Source organism: Rhodococcus sp. p52 (assembly GCF_000763325.2).
GTDB lineage: Bacteria > Actinomycetota > Actinomycetes > Mycobacteriales > Mycobacteriaceae > Rhodococcus > Rhodococcus pyridinivorans.
On record NZ_CP016819.1, the window covers coordinates 2,377,509 to 2,393,702 of the forward strand.

Annotated in this window: 11 protein-coding genes; 6 read left to right on the top strand and 5 right to left on the bottom strand. The window is 69.7% G+C overall.

Features of this window, described 5'->3' with window-relative positions; translation table 11 throughout:
- Positions 1-72 precede the first annotated feature (72 nt).
- The 3 genes from IM25_RS11160 to IM25_RS11170 all read left to right on the top strand — a co-directional run bounded on the left by IM25_RS11160 (position 73) and on the right by IM25_RS11170 (position 3,015).
- Positions 73-1,683, top strand: a complete 1,611-nt coding sequence (locus tag IM25_RS11160) for a BCCT family transporter (RefSeq protein WP_065996038.1) — start codon at positions 73-75, stop codon at positions 1,681-1,683.
- Positions 1,680-2,126, top strand: coding sequence for a hypothetical protein (locus IM25_RS11165; RefSeq protein ID WP_019288786.1), 447 nt, complete (start codon positions 1,680-1,682; stop codon positions 2,124-2,126). The genes IM25_RS11160 and IM25_RS11165 overlap by 4 nt, the downstream gene beginning before the upstream one ends.
- Before the next feature lie 88 nt (positions 2,127-2,214).
- Positions 2,215-3,015: a T3SS (YopN, CesT) and YbjN peptide-binding chaperone 1 gene (locus tag IM25_RS11170; RefSeq protein ID WP_006553805.1), complete on the top strand. Its 801-nt coding sequence runs from the start codon at positions 2,215-2,217 to the stop codon at positions 3,013-3,015.
- A gap of 31 nt (positions 3,016-3,046) precedes the next feature.
- Here IM25_RS11170 and IM25_RS11175 read toward each other — a convergent pair whose 3' ends face one another.
- Complete coding sequence (locus IM25_RS11175; RefSeq protein WP_033098241.1) at positions 3,047-4,624, bottom strand: dolichyl-phosphate-mannose--protein mannosyltransferase; 1,578 nt, start codon at positions 4,622-4,624, stop codon at positions 3,047-3,049.
- 23 nt (positions 4,625-4,647) lie between these two features.
- On the opposite strand from IM25_RS11175, the gene rsmI reads away from it, so the two are divergent.
- The 3 genes from rsmI to IM25_RS11190 all read left to right on the top strand — a co-directional run bounded on the left by rsmI (position 4,648) and on the right by IM25_RS11190 (position 11,452).
- Complete coding sequence (gene rsmI / locus IM25_RS11180) at positions 4,648-5,535, top strand: 16S rRNA (cytidine(1402)-2'-O)-methyltransferase (protein ID WP_052040135.1); 888 nt, start codon at positions 4,648-4,650, stop codon at positions 5,533-5,535.
- Between the two features lie 252 nt (positions 5,536-5,787).
- Complete coding sequence (locus IM25_RS11185; protein WP_065996039.1) at positions 5,788-7,191, top strand: alanine/glycine:cation symporter family protein; 1,404 nt, start codon at positions 5,788-5,790, stop codon at positions 7,189-7,191.
- Between the two features lie 286 nt (positions 7,192-7,477).
- Positions 7,478-11,452, top strand: a complete 3,975-nt coding sequence (locus tag IM25_RS11190) for an nSTAND1 domain-containing NTPase (protein WP_065996040.1) — start codon at positions 7,478-7,480, stop codon at positions 11,450-11,452.
- On the opposite strand, the gene IM25_RS11195 is transcribed toward IM25_RS11190, so the two are convergent.
- The 4 genes from IM25_RS11195 to IM25_RS11210 form a co-directional block, all read right to left on the bottom strand.
- Positions 11,416-12,768: an aminodeoxychorismate synthase component I gene (locus IM25_RS11195; RefSeq protein WP_006553809.1), complete on the bottom strand. Its 1,353-nt coding sequence runs from the start codon at positions 12,766-12,768 to the stop codon at positions 11,416-11,418. The two genes, IM25_RS11190 and IM25_RS11195, sit on opposite strands and share 37 nt — an antisense overlap.
- Before the next feature lie 12 nt (positions 12,769-12,780).
- Positions 12,781-13,662 (bottom strand): RNA polymerase sigma-70 factor, encoded by an 882-nt coding sequence (locus tag IM25_RS11200; protein ID WP_006553810.1) that lies wholly within the window; start codon positions 13,660-13,662, stop codon positions 12,781-12,783.
- A complete protein-coding gene (locus tag IM25_RS11205) occupies positions 13,659-14,864 on the bottom strand; it encodes an NAD(P)/FAD-dependent oxidoreductase (RefSeq protein WP_084294996.1) in 1,206 nt (401 codons plus the stop codon). The genes IM25_RS11200 and IM25_RS11205 overlap by 4 nt, the downstream gene beginning before the upstream one ends.
- Positions 14,865-14,998: 134 nt before the next feature.
- Positions 14,999-16,138 (bottom strand): DUF2786 domain-containing protein, encoded by a 1,140-nt coding sequence (locus IM25_RS11210; protein ID WP_019288778.1) that lies wholly within the window; start codon positions 16,136-16,138, stop codon positions 14,999-15,001.
- Between the last annotated feature and the right edge of the window lie 56 nt (positions 16,139-16,194).

The following is a 16,194-nucleotide window of genomic DNA, read 5'->3' on the forward strand; positions in this document are numbered from 1 at the left end:
CGGAATGTGATGATTTTCTCGGGTTCGACGATTCCGCTCCGCAGGCGCCCGAAACTTGCAAGGTTTGTTCGCATGAATGTCCCTGGTGATCGGCCCGGGTCCGAGGAGATCGACGAGGTCTCGGGCGCCCGTGCTTCTGAAGTAGCCGCGTCCGCGGCGCATCCGCCGCAGACCGACAAAGTGGTCTTCGGAGTCGCTGCCGCGCTGGTCGCGGCGATCGTGGTGTGGGGCCTGGCCGCCACCGACAATTTCGGGACCGTTACCGGGAACATCCTCGACTGGATCGTCGTCGAGTTCGGTTGGTTGTTCGTGCTCACGGCGAGCGGATTCGTGTTCTTCGCGCTCTGGCTGGCGGTGAGCCGATACGGCCGCATTCCGCTCGGCAAGGACGACGAGAAGCCGGAGTTCCGCACCGTCAGCTGGATCTCGATGATGTTCGCCGCCGGCATGGGCATCGGCTTGATGTTCTTCGGTGTCGCCGAACCGCTCTCGCACTTCGTCGAGCCGCCACCGGGCAGCACCGGCGGCACCGGCGTCGCGATGGCGACCTCGATGTTCCACTGGAGCCTGCATCCCTGGGCGATCTACGCCGTGGTGGGTCTGGCCATCGCCTACGGCACCTTCCGCAGGGGTCGCAAGCAGCTCATCAGCTCGGCGTTCATCCCGCTGCGGGGACGCCGGGCCGAAGGTCCGCTCGGCAAGGTCATCGACATCCTCGCCCTGTTCGCGACCCTGTTCGGCACCGCGGCGTCGCTCGGCCTGGGCGCGCTGCAGATCGGCTCGGGCTTCGAGGTCACCGGCTGGCTCGAGACGGCCGGGGGGATGCTGCTCGTCGCGATCGTCGCACTGCTCACGCTCGCGTTCATCGCCTCCGCGGTCACGGGTGTCGCCAAGGGCATCCAATATCTGTCGAACATCAACATGGTGCTCGCCGCGATCCTGGCGATCTTCGTGTTCGTGCTCGGACCCACCGTCTTCATCCTCAACCTCGTGCCCACCACCCTCGGTGCCTACGCCGCGGAGTTCGCCCGCATGTCGGCGCGCACGGCCGCCTCCAACGAGGCCGCAGGTGAGTGGCTGTCGAGCTGGACGATCTTCTACTGGGCGTGGTGGGTCTCGTGGGCGCCCTTCGTCGGCATGTTCCTCGCCCGCATCAGCCGCGGCCGCACCATCCGCGAGTTCATCGTCGGTGTCATCCTCGTCCCGAGCCTCGTCAGCCTCATCTGGTTCTCGGTGTTCGGCGGCGCCGGTATCGGACAGCAGCTGGACGGCCTGGACATCGCGGGTGCCGACAGCGTCGAAGGACAGCTGTTCGGGGTGCTCGGCAACCTCCCGCTCACCGGCATCGCCACGGTCGTCGCGATGCTCCTCATCGCCATCTTCTTCATCTCCGGAGCGGACTCCGCGTCGATGGTGATGGGCAGCCTCAGTCAACGCGGCACCCTCGCGCCGAATCGCGGCGTCGTGGTCTTCTGGGGCGGACTCACCGGCGGTGTCGCGGCCCTGCTGCTGTGGAGCGGCGGCGAGGAAGCCCTCAACGCCCTGCAGACGATGACGATCATCGCGGCAGCTCCCTTCCTCCTCGTGATGATCGGTCTGTGCGTGTCGCTGTACCGGGATCTGCAGCGCGACCCCCTGATCACGGGCGGGCGCAGGAAACGGACACTGCGCAAGGTCGAATGACCGAGCGGTCCCACATCGAGGACGTCGAGTTCCTGCTCGACGTCCTCGATGCGCGTCCGGGCACGTCCGTCCTCGCGATCGACGCCGGGCCCGCCTCCGCCGTGGTCGCCGAGAACGTCGGTCCCCACGGCCGCGTGCGCGTGGCACCCTCGGTGACCCGCGCCCACGAGTTCGCGCAGCGGGAGAAGTTCGACCGCATCTATGCACTCGACATCCCCGACCTCCGCGAGGACACCGCCGCCGCGGCCGCCCTCGCGCCGCTGCTGACCGACGACGGACAACTGTGGGTGATCGACGGGGCAGGACCGGGGGAGGACACCGGAACCGTCTCGATGACCGTGAGTACCGTTCTCGCACGGGCAGGATTCGCGATCGTCGACATCCTCGAACGCGGATCGCGAGTCGCGGTGTGGGCGGCGGCCGGACGACGGCATCACGGGTGACACACGACGCCGCGTGCCTGCGGTGAGTTGTCGCCCACCCCGAGTACGGTGTCGCCTGCCCGGCAGTTGCTCTTCGAGAGGAGTGCGCGTGACCGACACCGACCGATTCGACGAGGCCCTCGACCGCGATTGGTCCCGTTACGCCTCGCAACTGGCCCGGCGCATCTCCGAACTCGCCGGACCCGACGCCTTCGAACTGCACGCCGAGACCGCCTCGGGGCCCGCGGCCTGCGTGCGGGTGCTCGCGAGCGCCGGGGGACACGCCACGATCGAGGTCACCGGATCCGAGCCGGTCACCAGGCCCGTGTCCGAGGCCGACACGCTCGCCCGGCACATCGTGTCGGTGCTGCGCGGTCGCGGGAAGGTGCCGCATCCGGCCTTCTTGCAGGCACACCCGCCCTCAGCCCTCGGCGACCTCCGCGAACGCGTGAGCGATGCGCTCGCGCACGCCCTCGGCCGCCCTGTGCCGGTCGACGCCGACGGCGACTTCGTCGTCGTCCTCGACTCCCATGTGGTCTTCGTCGTGATCGACGACGACGGCAGCATCCGGCTGTGGGCACCGCTGCTGCACGCCATCCCCGAGGACGACACCCCGGGAGCCGCGCCCACCGGCGGTCGCACCCACGCGCTCGCCGAGCTCACCGAACTGAACCGGACGTGGCCGCACATCAAGGTGGTGCTCGTCGAGGACCGGCTTGTCGCCACCGTCGACCTGCTCGGCGATCCGTTCGTGCCCCGCCACCTGTCCGAGCTGCTCCAACGACTCAAGGGCTTCCTCACGGTCGTCGACGAGCGATTCGAGCGCCGCTTCGACGGCATCCGCTACGGCTCCGACAGGGACCGCGACGTCGAGCTGGCCGAGGGCAGCGTGCTCGACGAACCCAACTGAGCTGTCCTCGGGACGAGCGACTGCGCTCCGCTCAGCGCCAGCTGGGGAGCCACAGCTGGTCGTTCCAGTGCTCCGGGGTGATCGGCAGCGCCGTGAGAATCGGCCACAACCACACGAAGTTCGCGATGACGAGCCCGACATACAGGCACACCACGAGCAGCCCGGTCGTCCGTCGTTCCGTCGAGGCGTGCGGCGACCCGAGGATGTCGCCGAGCACCAGCGCGACACCCATCACCAGGAACGGCGCCATCGGCACCGCGTAGAAGTAGTACATCTGCCGGTCGAGGCTCGCGAACCACGGGAGGATCCCCGCGCCGTATCCGGTGAGCATCGCGGCCCACCGCCAGTCGCGGCGGACGAGCAGCTGCCACAGTCCCCATCCGAGCACCGGCACCGACACCCACCACAGCGCCGGCGTTCCGATCAGCATCACGGCCTTGACGCACTGCTCGGCGTCGCATCCGCTGATCCGCTCGCCGTCGGCGAAGTAGTACAGCATCGGACGCAGGCCCATCGGCCACGTCCACGGCTTCGACTCCCAGGGATGCTGGTTGCCGGCCGAGTTCGTCAGGCCGGAGTGGAACTCCAGGACGCTCGCGCTGTAGTACCAGAGTGACCGCAGCGCGTCGGGCACGAACGAGAACATCCCGTCGTGGCCGATCCGCGAGCCGACCGCGTGACGGTAGACGCCGGTCTCGCTCGCGAACCACGCCCAGTAGGTCGACAGGTACACCCCGAGCGGGACGAGCACGAGGGCATACAGCGCCGGACCGATGTCGCGCAGCGCCGTCCCCACCCAGGGGCGCTGCACCCGGTACGCGCGGCGCGCCGCGAGGTCGAAGGCCACGGACATCAGGCCGAAGAACGCGATGAAGTACAGACCCGACCACTTGGTGCCGACCGCCAGGCCGAGCAGAATGCCCGCGCCGAAGCGCCACCAGCGCACACCGAAGCGCGGACCCCACACACTGTCGAGAACACGGCCCTCGGCATGGACCCGGGCCATCCGGGCGCGCACGTCGTCGCGGTCGACGATCAGGCATCCGAAGGCGCCGACGACGAAGACCGCCTGGAAGATGTCGAGCATGCCGAGGCGGGACGACACGAAGGTCACCCCGTCGACGACGAGCAGCAGACCGGCGATCGCGCCGAGCATCGTCGAGCGGGTCAGCCGCCGCACGATCCGCACGACCAGCAGGACGAGCACGACGCCGGCCGCAGCGGCCGAGAAACGCCAACCCCACGCGGTGTATCCGAACAGTGCCTCGCCGAGCGCGATCATCTGTTTGCCGACGGGCGGATGCACGACGAGCCCGTAGCCGGGATTGTCCTCGATCCAGCCGCCGGTGAGCACCTGCCAGCCCTGCGGTGCGTAGTGCTTCTCGTCGAACACCGGCGTCTTCGCATCGGTGGGGTAGTTGAGCATCGTGAACCGCGTGATCGCGGCGAGCGCCGTGACGAAGGCGGTGACGATCCAGCCCCGCGCCCGATCTCCCGGAAGGGGCTCGGGTCCGGGCACCAACGGGCCTGGACCGATGAGGCGACGATCCTGCGCTGCCGACGGACCACGGCCGGGGGCCTGTGAAGGGCTGCGGTCCGTCACGGTCACGTTCCGATCGTAGGCTGAGCCGTATGCAGGCAGCCAAACCGGTCCAGGGCGCGAATCCGGGAGAGGGCCGGCTCGTGCTGGCCGCCACTCCGATGGGAGATATCGGTGACGCCTCGGCGCGTCTCCGCGATGCTCTCGGCACCGCCGACGTCATCGCCGCCGAGGACACCCGGCGCACCAAGGCACTCGCCGCGGCGCTCGGCGTCACCATCACCGGGCGGGTCGTGAGCTTCTACGATCAGGTCGAGGTGTCGCGACTGCCGGGCCTGGTCACCGACATCGAGGAGGGCCGCACCGTCCTGCTCGTCACCGACGCGGGCATGCCGTCGGTGAGCGATCCCGGCTATCGGCTCGTCGCGGCGTGCGTCGAGGCCGGTCTGCCGGTGACCTGCCTGCCCGGTCCGTCCGCCGTGACCACCGCCCTCGCCCTGTCGGGCCTGCCGGTCGAGCGGTTCTGCTTCGACGGGTTCCCACCCCGCAAGCCGGGCCAGCGACGCGCGTATTTCGGCACGCTCGTCCAGGAGCCTCGCGCCGTGGTGTTCTTCGAGGCACCGCACCGGCTCGCGGCCTGTCTGGCCGACGCCGTCGACGTGCTCGGCGGTGACCGTCGCGCCGCCGTCTGCCGCGAACTCACCAAGACCTACGAGGAAGTGCGCCGCGGCACGCTCGCCGAACTCGCCGAGTGGGCCGTCGAGGGCGCGCGCGGTGAGATCACCGTGGTGCTCGAAGGGGCGGTTGCCGTGGCCACCGACCCCGTCGACCTCGTCGACGAGGTGGAACGGAAGGTCGAGGACGGGATGCGGCTGAAGGACGCCTGCGCCGTCGTCGCCGAAGCGGCGTCGACGTCGTCCGGTGCGACGGTCTCGAAGCGCGAACTGTACGACGCGGTGCTGGAAGCGCGTCGCGACTGACGCGGTGCTGGAAGCGCGTCGCGACTGACGCGGTGCTGGAAGCGCGTCGCGACTGACGCGGTGCTGGAAGCGCGTCGCGACTGACGCGGCCTGCCGCCCACCGATCGAGAAGAACGCATATCGGACGCGCCGCGGGGTCCGGGGACATTGCGTGCCACGGAAGCCTAGACTCTGCCGGGTCCCGAGCGCAGACGTCACCGGCACCGGCCGGTCGGACGCTGTCGGGGGCTTCGGACGATCAGGAGGACGCGGATGGATTCGGTGAACGATTTCCTCGTCGAGGTGGGCGGGGTGGTGTGGGGGCCGTACCTGCTCATCCCGCTGCTGTTGGGCACGGGCCTCGTGCTCACGATTCGGCTGAAGGGCATCCAGTTCCGCAAGCTGTGGCCCGCACTGCGGCTGGGTCTGATCACTCGCCACGACGAAGGCGCCACCGAAGGCGACATCTCCCAGTACCAGGCACTGACCACCGCGCTCGCCGCGACGGTGGGCGTGGGCAACATCGCTGGTGTCGGCACCGCAATCTACTTCGGTGGGCCCGGCGCGCTGTTCTGGATGTGGGTCACCGGCCTGGTCGGCATGGCCAGCAAGTACTCCGAGGCGTTCCTCGGCGTGAAGTACCGCACGACCGACGCCAAGGGTGAGCAGAGCGGTGGTCCGCAGTACTATCTCGCCCGCGCCATCCCCAACAAGGCCGGTCTCGTCCTGAGCCTGCTGTTCGCGGTCTTCGCCGTGCTCGCCAGCTTCGGCATCGGCAACATGACCCAGGCCAACACCGTCGCCACCCAGCTCGACGGCACCTTCGGTGTGCCGACCTGGCTCAGTGGCATCGTGATGACCGTGCTCGCCGCGGCAGTCCTGCTCGGCGGCATCAAGTCCATCGGCAGGGGCACCGCCGGCTTCGTGCCCGCGATGATCCTCCTCTACGTCGGCGCCGGCATCATCGTCCTCGCGGTCAACTTCACGCAGATCCCCGATGCCTTCGCGCTCATCTTCACCGATGCCTTCACCGGCACGGCGGCCACCGGTGGCTTCATCGGATCGGTCTTCATGATCGCTCTGCGTTACGGCGTGGCGCGCGGCATCTTCTCGAACGAGTCGGGCATGGGCAGCGCGGCGATCGCCGCCGCGGCCGCCCAGACCACCCACCCGGTGCGTCAGGGCCTGGTGTCGATGACCCAGACGTTCATCGACACGATCATCGTCGTCACCTTCACCGGTCTGGTCATCGTCACGACCGGAGCCTGGGAGTCCGGCGAGCAGGGCGCCGCGATGACATCGGCCGGCTTCGCCGACGGACTCGGTGGGGACTGGGGTCACTGGATCGTTGCCATCTCGGTCGTCTTCTTCGCCTTCTCGACGATCCTCGGCTGGTCGTACTACGGCGAGCGGTGCGTCGAGCGTCTCGTCGGTCGCCGCGGCGTGGTGCCCTACCGCGCGATCTTCGTGATCGTGGTGTTCATCGGTGCCACCACCCAGCTCGAGGTGGTCTGGAACTTCTCGGACGTGATGAACGGCCTCATGGCGCTGCCGAACCTGATCGGTCTGCTGGTGCTGTCGGGTCTGATCGCGCGGGAGACGAAGGCCTACCTGGATCGCGATCCGTATCTGTTGAACAGCCCCGTCGCGACGGACGATCCCGACGTCGTGAAGTAGGCCGGGGATACGCGAAGGGCCCCGCGTGATGCGGGGCCGAACGTATGTGGAGCATGCCTCCACGCCGACCCGGAACTACCCCTCGTCAGTCCCTATCGGCGTGGAGGCCCCCGCCCCACACTGCAAGGCCGAACCTTGCGTGGTCACCACTCTTCCTCGTCTTTGATGGGGACGGAGAATACCGACCGGCGCGGAACCGGTATCATCCCTGCTCAGACGTGGTGAGGAATTTTTCCGCAGCGGATGTTTGCAGGCGGGGAACGGGAGCACGAAGGGCGCGGAACGGATGTCAGAGACCGGCGGAAAGCCTGGTTCGGCGCAGCGTCAGTTCTTCGCCGACCAGTTGCGCATGCTGTTCGCCGCAGCCGGTCGTCCCGCCCTCAAGAAGGTCGTCTCGGATGCCGCGACCGTCGCCCGGGCGGTGGGCAGCGACCGGACCGTCTCCGTACAGCGGGTCAGCGACTGGCGCAGCGGCAACCGGATGCCGGCCAACTTCGAGTCGGTGCATCCGGTGCTCGTGGTCCTCATCCGCGCGGCGCGGGAGCTCAACGCCGAACCGCCGGCCCCCGGTCTGTACTCCCTGAAGCAGTGGGAGAACTGGTGGAAGGCCGCGCGCGGCCAGGCGAACGCTCCGCGCACCAAGGAATCGGCATCGGTATCGGTGCCGCCCGGGATCCGCCCTTACAAGGGACTCGCCTCCTACCGTCAGAACGACGCCCGGTTGTTCTTCGGGCGCGCCCAGAGTGTGCGGACCCTCGCCGACGTGGTGACGGCCTCCCACGGGCAGGGCCCGGTCGTGGTGACCGGTGCCTCCGGCGTCGGCAAGTCCTCGCTCGTACAGGCCGGTCTCATTCCCCAGCTGTGTTCCGCGCCGGACTGCCACCCGGTGGTCCTCACCCCTGGCACCGACCCGGTGGCACGACTCGTCGACGCGCTCCCCGAACTGACCGACGTCGGCGACCCCGCCGACCACACCGCCGTCCACGCGGCCCTGCTTGCCGCGACCTCCCGTACGTCGTCGTCCTTGCTGCTGATCGTCGTCGACCAGATCGAGGAACTGTTCACCCAGTGCAGCGACGTCGCTCTGCGCACCGAGTTCCTCACCCTCATCGAGACGGCGTCGACCGGTTCGGACGGCGACGCGCCCGCACTCGTCGTCGCGACGATGAGGTCGGACTTCTACGACCAGGCAGTGGCCACTCCCGTGCTCGCCCGGGCCCTCGAACGGCGGACCAAGACCGTCCAGCCCCTCGACCGCGACGATCTCGTCGAGGTCATCACCGCGCCCGCCAAACTCGTGGGTGTCCGCCTCGAACCAGGTCTCGTCGACCTCATCCTCCACGACCTCACCGGACTGGCCGACGGTGAGATCAGCGGCACCGAGCTTCCCCTGCTGTCCCACCTGCTCGACTCCCTGTGGGACAAGCGCAGCGGGGGCACGCTCACCGTCGCCGCCTACCGCGCGACCGGCGGGGGCCGCGGATCCGTCGCCGCCGGCGCCGAACGAGCGTGGGAGAGTCTCGCCGACGATTCCGACCGTGCCCGTGCCCGCTCGATGCTCGTCCACCTGGTGTACGTCACCACGACCGGCACGGACGTCAAGATCGCGCGGTCGCTGAACGAACTGCTCGCGGTCGGCGGGGAGGATCGCGACGCGTCGAAGCGCGTCCTCGACCATTTCGTGTCGGCACGTGTGCTCGTCGTCGACGCCGACTATGTCGAACTCATCCACGATGCGGTGATCGACGCGTGGCCCCGACTCAAGTCCTGGATCCAGCAGGACCGCGCCGGTGCCGCCCTGCGACAGCAGATCGAGGCCGACGCGTCGACCTGGCTCGGCTCCGGACGCAACCGCGAGCTGCTATACCAGCGCGGACGCATGGACGTCGTGTCCGAGCAGAATCCGCACCTCGCCATGGCGGGCACTCCCGAGGGCCGGCGCGGGCCGGTCGCGCTCAGCCCCACCGCGGTGGCCTTCCTCGACGCCTCCCGCCGGCAGATCGCCCGCGAGACCCGGACCCGGCGGGTGGGCATCACCGCGATGGCGCTGTCCACGATCATCGCGTTCGTCATGACCGGACTGGCCTGGGACGCGAAGAGCCGGGCCGAGACGGCACGGAGCACCGCGCAGTTCCAGCAGATCGTCGCGCTGTCCGACTCCCTGCAGGACAAGGACTCCACGATCTCGGCGAACCTGGCGCTCGTCGCGGCCGAACTCCAGCCCGACAGCCCGGTCGCGTACTCGAGGCTCATCGCCAGCCAGGCCGTGCCCCTCGCGTACACACTGAGTGGACACACCGGGCCGGTCTACGGCGTCGTCGTCTCCCCCGACGGGGCCACCCTCGCGTCGGCGAGCGATGACGGCACCGTCCGCCTGTGGGCACTCGACGGCGACGAACCGTCCGCCGTGGGCGAGCCGTTGCGGTTGTCGTCGAAGTACATGGCGTCCGTCTCGTTCAGCCCCGACGGCCGTTTCCTCGCGATCGGGGCAGGTGACGGCGGTGTGTGGATCTACGACGCGTCCGATCGTGCCGCGCCGCGCGTGGTGCTCGACCGGCAGGGCTACGCCGACGGCGCCGTGCACAACGTGCGGTACTCACCCAACGGGCGGGTGCTCGCCGTGCCCTACGACGACGGGCACGTCGCACTCGTCGACACCTCGGATCCCGGATCGGGCCGGTTCCCCGTCACCTTGGTCGACGAGCACGACGGTGGTGTGCGGACGGTGGCCTTCCGTCCCGGTGGGCAGGTCCTCGCCACGTCGAGCGACGACCGCACCGTCCGGCTATGGGACGTGAGCACGCCCTCGCGGCCGGTGCCGCTCGGTGAGCCGCTCACCGGTTTCGGCGACGTGGCCCATTCGGTGAGCTTCAACGGCGACGGCACGATCCTCGCGGCGAGCAGCGACGACGGTGTGCTGCACCTGTTCGACACCACCGATCCGCGCGCGGCCCGCCCGCTGGGGGTGCCGACGAACGCCCACACCGGCGGTGTCTGGAACATCGCCTTCCTCCCCGACGGACGCACACTGGCGAGCGCGTCCTGGGACGGCACCGCGAAACTGTGGGACGTCGACCCGTCGACACGAACCCTCGACGAGATCGGCCCGCCGCTGACCGGGCACGGAGGCGGTGTCCCGACGCTCGCGGTGAGCCCGACCGGGACCACCGTCGTCACCGGCGGACAGGATTCCAACGTCCGGGTGTGGACGATGCCGCAGACCCGGATGGCGGTCGCCGACGGAGCGCTGACCAGGCCGGCGATCGATCGTGCCGGAGCCCTCGTCGCGACCGGCAGCTACGGACCGGATGTCACGCTCTGGCGGGTCGATCAGGGCGGCGACTGGAACCGCGCCGGTGGGATCGCGTTGCCGCGCCCGCTCGGCGGTGCGTACGTGTGCGCGCTCTCGCCCTCGGGCACGATCCTGGCCACGGCACCGACCTCCGGCGGCAGCGTGCAATTGTGGGACGTGCGCGATCCGGCAACACCGAAGCCGTTCGGCGATCCGGTGCCGCTCGACACGAGGTTCACCTCCGCCCTGGCGTTCGGACCCGACGGCACGACCCTCGTGACCGGCGCCGACGACTCCACGGTGCAGTTGTGGGACATCGCGGATCCCGCCGAACCGGTGCCGTGGGGCCAGCCGCTGACGGGACCGAAGAATCTCGTGCGCAGTGCTGCCATCAGCCCCGACGGTCGAAGTCTCGTGGTCACGAGCGCCGACAGCGAGATCTACGCCTGGAACGTGACCGATCCGCGCTCCCCGACACGGGTGAACGTCTCGGACGGGCACGCAACCGGCGTGAACACCGTGGCCTTCGGCGGGTCGAGCGACGTGCTGGTGACCGGCGGGGACGACCACGACGTGGTGGTCTGGGACCGCACCGAGTCCGGTGACTTCGTCGCCCGCGAGACCCGGTTGAGCGGCCACACCGGCACGGTCTACTCCGTCTCCATCACCCTCGACGGCACCCGCGCGGTCAGCGGCAGCGACGACGGCACTGTCCGTCTGTGGGACGTCGCCGACCCGGGCGGCATGCACGAGATCGGTGGCCCGGTCACCGACATGGGAACGGGACGATGGCAGGTGACCTTCGCGCCCGACAGCACCATCGTCGCCGCCGGTGGCGACGGTCTGCTCCGCACATGGGGGCTCGACGCCGATGCCGTCGTAGCCCGCATCTGCCGTTCCACCTCGGTGCGACTCGAGGAGGTCCTCGAACGTTACGAGTTGCCGTCGCCTCCCGACGAGGTGTGCTGAACGGCTGCCCGCGCGTCGCCGAGCGCGAGGATGCTGGCGGCCTTGTCGAGGCATTCCTGCCATTCCGCGTCGGGATCGGAGTCGATGGTGATGCCGCCTCCCACACCGAGCGCGCACACGCCGTTGCCGCTGTCGTCGTGCCCGAACTCGACGGTGCGGATCGCGACGTTCAGTTCGGTGCCGGCGATCGGACTCGACATGCCGACGGTGCCGCAGTAGACACCTCGCGCGGAACCCTCCCACCTGGTGAGCAGCGTCCGGGCGCGGAGTTTCGGGCAGCCCGTCACCGATGCGGGCGGGAACGCCGCGTCGAGCACATCGGCGACCGTCACACCCGGTCGCCGCTCCGCCGCGACGGTGGACACCAGATGCCACACGCCGGGTGCGGGACGCACGGTCAGAAGATCCTCGACCCGCACCGAACCGGTCTCGGCGACGCGGCCGAGATCGTTGCGGACGAGATCGACGATCATCACGTTCTCGGCGACGTCCTTGACCGATGCCCGTAGCCCGGCGGGGTCGGCGGAGAGGGGGAGGGTGCCCTTGATCGGACTCGACCGCAGCGTGTCGCCGTGGAGGGAGACGAACAGTTCGGGCGAGAGCGACGCGACCGCACCCCACGATCCCTGCAGGTAGGCGGCGCGCGGAGGGTCAGTCCGGGAGATCCCGTCGGCGAAGAACGCCAGCGGATCGCCGTCCCATCTGCCCGTGAACCGCGTGCACACGCACGCCTGGTACACCTCGCCGGCGCGGATCGCGTCGAGACAGTGTTCGACGCCGCGGCGGTGCTCGTCGCGAGGCGGTGGTGTCCAGTCGATGTGCCAGTCCGTGGCGTTCGTCGACTCTGTGGCGTTCGTCGGCGGGGCGGCGGTCGACGGTGAATCGAGGACTGCCGCGGCGAGATCGTCGGGGCAGGGTGCGGTACCGAGGGTCTCGTACCACCAGCACCCGTCGGCCTCGAGACGCAGGACAGTGTCGGTCCACCCGCTCGCGGCGAGGGGCAGCGCGGGTCGGTCCGGGATGCGATCCGGATAGGCGAGATAACCGATGCGCCCGCCTCCGATGAGCGGCCGGTCGTCACTGCGCTGGAAGCGCCGATCGGCACCGCCGGGCCCGGGAGCGTCCGCGGGGAGGGAGAAGACCTCTGCCGGTGGGACGGATTCGACGGACACGGACGGGACGAGCACGGCCGCCGCCCCGAACCATTCACCCGACAGTGCCGCCGGGGCGGGGATCGCGAGGATCCTGGCGCGTTCCGCGAGTGCACCGAGCACGCGATCGACGGTGCCGCCGCGGCCGAGTCGTTCCATCCGCATGGCGTCAGCTTGTCATGTCTGGTCGGAAGCATCGGGACGAGCCCGGAGATGCGTGAGCTTGTCGGGATTGCGGACCACGTAGACGCCGGTGATCAGGTGGTCGTCGATCTCGAGGTGCAGCACCATGTCGAGGACACCTGCCGAGTAGACGAGGAAACCGGGCATCGAGTTCACCACGGCCGGCTCGATGGTCATGTCGGGCAGCGGATGCCGGACCAGCCCGAGGAACAGGCCGGCGACCTTCGCGGAGCCGAAGATCGGAACTCGGGCCGCAGTGACCTTGCCGCCACCGTCGGCGAGGTACCGCACGTCGGGAGCCAGCAGCGACAGCAGTCCGTCGAGGTCGCCGGTGGTGGCCGCGGTGAGGAACGCCGCGACCACCCGGTCGGTCTCGTCGCCCGCGGGAGTGAAGCGTCGCTGCCGGGCATGGACGTGCTCGCGGGCGCGGTGCGCGATCTGCCGGACGGCACTCTCGGTACGGTCGACCGTCTCGGCGATGCGCCAGTACTCGAAACCGAACACCTCGCGCATCACGAAAACCGCGCGTTCGACGGGCGTCAATGTCTCGAGCACCAACAGCATCGCGGTCGACACCGACTCGGCGAGTTCGACCTCGGCGGCTGCGTCGGGGGCGGTGAGCATCGGCTCGGGCAACCACGGCCCGACGTAGTCCTCCCGGCGGCGTTGCGCCGAGCGCAGCGAGTTCAGCGCCTGACGCGTCACGATCTGCGCCGCGTAGGCCCGCGGATTGTCGACGCTGCCGGTGTCGGTGCGGGCCCAGCGGATGTAACTCTCCTGCAGGACGTCCTCGCTGTCGGCGACACTGCCGGTGATCTCGTAGGCGATCGAGAACAGCAGTCCCCGATGCTCGGTGAAGACGTCGTCGCCGGTCATACGTGAGCCTTCTCGCGTGCGGCGGTGTCCGGTCCGCGTCGGGACGGCAGGGCACGTCCGCGCGCCTGGAGTTGCATGGTGTGGATGGTCCCACGAACGACGGCTTCCTTAACCGGTGCTGCGAGCCGACCGCGCAGGGCCCACCTCGACGGGGTGTCGTCGCGTGCCGACAACTGCACGACGCCGCGATCGCGGCCGAGAGAGATGCAGGTCGTGACGAAACCGAGCGAGAGCGGTGCCGGCTCGCGTCCCTGCAACAACTGCCACACCGTGTCGGCGCCGTGGATGCCGAGCGGCATCGCCGCCTGGCAGCTCATGCGCAGGTGGTCGTTGCCGTCCACCACCACTGCGTCGCCCACGCCGACGACCGGCATGACGTCGCCCACGCCGACGACCGGCATGCCGTCGCCCACGCCGACGATCGGCGAGCCGTCGACCGCCTGCAGGGTGTCGCGCACCCGGAGACGACCGTCGTCGTCGACCGGCAGGCCGCTGCGACGGGCCAGGTCGGGCACGGAGAAACCGGCCGTGCGGACCACGAGGGTCGCGGGGATCTCGGAGCCGTCGTCGAGGACGACCGAGCCGTCGTCGATGTGGGCGACCCGCGTTCCCGACCGGACCTGAACGCCCAGTTCGTCGAGCCGGTGGCGGATGTAACGCTGCGTGTTCACAGGAAGGGCCGCTCCCGGATCGCCGACGAGGACGAGGGTGTGCCGCGGATGCGACTGTGCGAGTTCGGTGACGGTCTCGAGACCGGTGAGCCCGCCACCGATCACGACGACGGAGGCGTGATCGTCCGCCTCGAGGAGCGCGTCGCGCAGGGCAGTGGCGGAGTCGAGGTCGGCGACGGAGAACGCCTTCTCCGCACCGGGGATCGCGCCGGAGCCCGTGGTGCTGCCGACGGCGTAGACCACCGCGTCGCATGGCAGGACCGTGCCGTCGGCGAGGGACACCGCGTAGGGCTCGATCCGTACGGCCGTGCCGACGTGCAGCGTCACCCGCGGGTGCAGGAGATCGGACAGTTCGTGTGTGGCGGTTCCGGATCCGGCCGCCACCTGGTGGAGCCGGACGCGTTCGACGAAGACCGGTCGCGGGTTCACGACGGTGACCGCCACCTCGGGGTGTTCGGCGAGCAAGCGGTTCGCAGCCATCACTCCGGCGTAGCCCGCCCCTACGACCACCACATGGAATTGCGTCGTCATCGCTCTGTTCCCTTCGCTTGTCGGAAGTGGTGTCACCGATAGGACACCGCTCGTGGCAGGGATGTGACACGGCGCCACCGCGAATTCCTGTGACGCCCGTCTCCTGCTGTCGACCTCGTCGGTGATCGATCCGGTCAGCGACCGACCGTGCGGAATTCCGTTGTCAGCGAGGCGGTCTCGGCCGCATCCCGACCGGCGTGGAAGCCGTCGGCGTCGACCCCGCGGCTACGCGAGTCGCGGGTGACGGGGAACAACCGCCGGAACTCGGTGTCGACGGCGTCGGAGCGTCTGGCGAGGATGGGTGCGAGTTTCGTGATGGGCATCTGCGCGTCGGCGGCGGCGTGGGCGGTGGCCCGGACGTCCGCCTCGCGGAGACGTTCGCCGATCCGGTGCGCGTAGCCGGTGAGGAAGGCGCGGCGGAAGGAGGTCGCGGACGATCCGCGCCGCCCCGCCGTTCCGGCCGCCTGCACGGCCCGTCCGGCCTGCACGAGCAGCGAGGTGTACAGCATCTCGGCCTGCTGCAGGTCGGTGGCGGTACCGACGATCGTCGCGATCTGCACCCGGGTGAACCACACCGTGCGCACGCGGTTCGCGTCGCCGATGGCGGTGAGGAGCAGGACCTTCTCGCGGATGTACGGGCTGTCGAGGTGGATGCGCCGGCCGACGACCGGGTCTGTGCCGGAGTCGGGTCCGGCCAGCAGCGCCGCACCCACGGCGTGACGCGAGACGAGTTCCTGCGCCTTCGCGGTGAGCGCTTCGGCCTCGTCGGGGAAGTCGGTGGACTCGGCCTTCGACAGCAGTGCCCGGATGCGTTCGAGGATCCGGGTGTCGGGCGGGGCGGGCGCAGACGGGTCGCCGGACCGGACGGACGGCCATCGCGACGGCGGGGGGGTGAGGATCGCGAAGGACGGCAGGTACTTCCAGGTGAAGGCGAGCCCTTCGATCTCGAAGCGGGTGACGTCGGGGAACGCGCGGAACAGACCGTCGGCCAGGGTCGGGGCTCCGGCGGCGTGGGCCGGACGCGGGTGCCGGCGGGGGATCTCGTCGAGCTGCCGTACCCACTCGACGGGGGCGCGTTCGGCCGCGCGCCGGATCTGCGCGTCGAACAGCATCGTGGCCGCCGTCAGTGCGACATCGGAGGGACCACCCGAGCGGGCCGTCACGTGGAGCACGTCGGCGGGCTGCCATCCCCGCTCGTAGGCACCGCCCAGCTCGGCGAGCAGGGAGTGCTCGTTCAGGCCATCGGATCGAACATGTGTTCTATCGCTGCGCATGCGCCGCAGTGTGGCGCACGGCACCGACAGGTTTGCGCGGCGACGGAGAACACGCA

Bases quoted from the DNA above. Each gene is read 5' to 3' on its own strand.
- IM25_RS11160 (WP_065996038.1), top strand. From the start codon at position 73: ATGAATGTCCCTGGTGATCGGCCCGGGTCCGAGGAGATCGACGAGGTC.
- IM25_RS11165 (WP_019288786.1), top strand. From the start codon at position 1,680: ATGACCGAGCGGTCCCACATCGAGGACGTCGAGTTCCTGCTCGACGTC.
- rsmI (WP_052040135.1), top strand. From the start codon at position 4,648: ATGCAGGCAGCCAAACCGGTCCAGGGCGCGAATCCGGGAGAGGGCCGG.
- IM25_RS11185 (WP_065996039.1), top strand. From the start codon at position 5,788: ATGGATTCGGTGAACGATTTCCTCGTCGAGGTGGGCGGGGTGGTGTGG.
- IM25_RS11190 (WP_065996040.1), top strand. From the start codon at position 7,478: ATGTCAGAGACCGGCGGAAAGCCTGGTTCGGCGCAGCGTCAGTTCTTC.
- IM25_RS11195 (WP_006553809.1), bottom strand. From the start codon at position 12,768: ATGCGGATGGAACGACTCGGCCGCGGCGGCACCGTCGATCGCGTGCTC.
- IM25_RS11200 (WP_006553810.1), bottom strand. From the start codon at position 13,662: ATGACCGGCGACGACGTCTTCACCGAGCATCGGGGACTGCTGTTCTCG.
- IM25_RS11205 (WP_084294996.1), bottom strand. From the start codon at position 14,864: ATGACGACGCAATTCCATGTGGTGGTCGTAGGGGCGGGCTACGCCGGA.
- IM25_RS11210 (WP_019288778.1), bottom strand. From the start codon at position 16,138: ATGCGCAGCGATAGAACACATGTTCGATCCGATGGCCTGAACGAGCAC.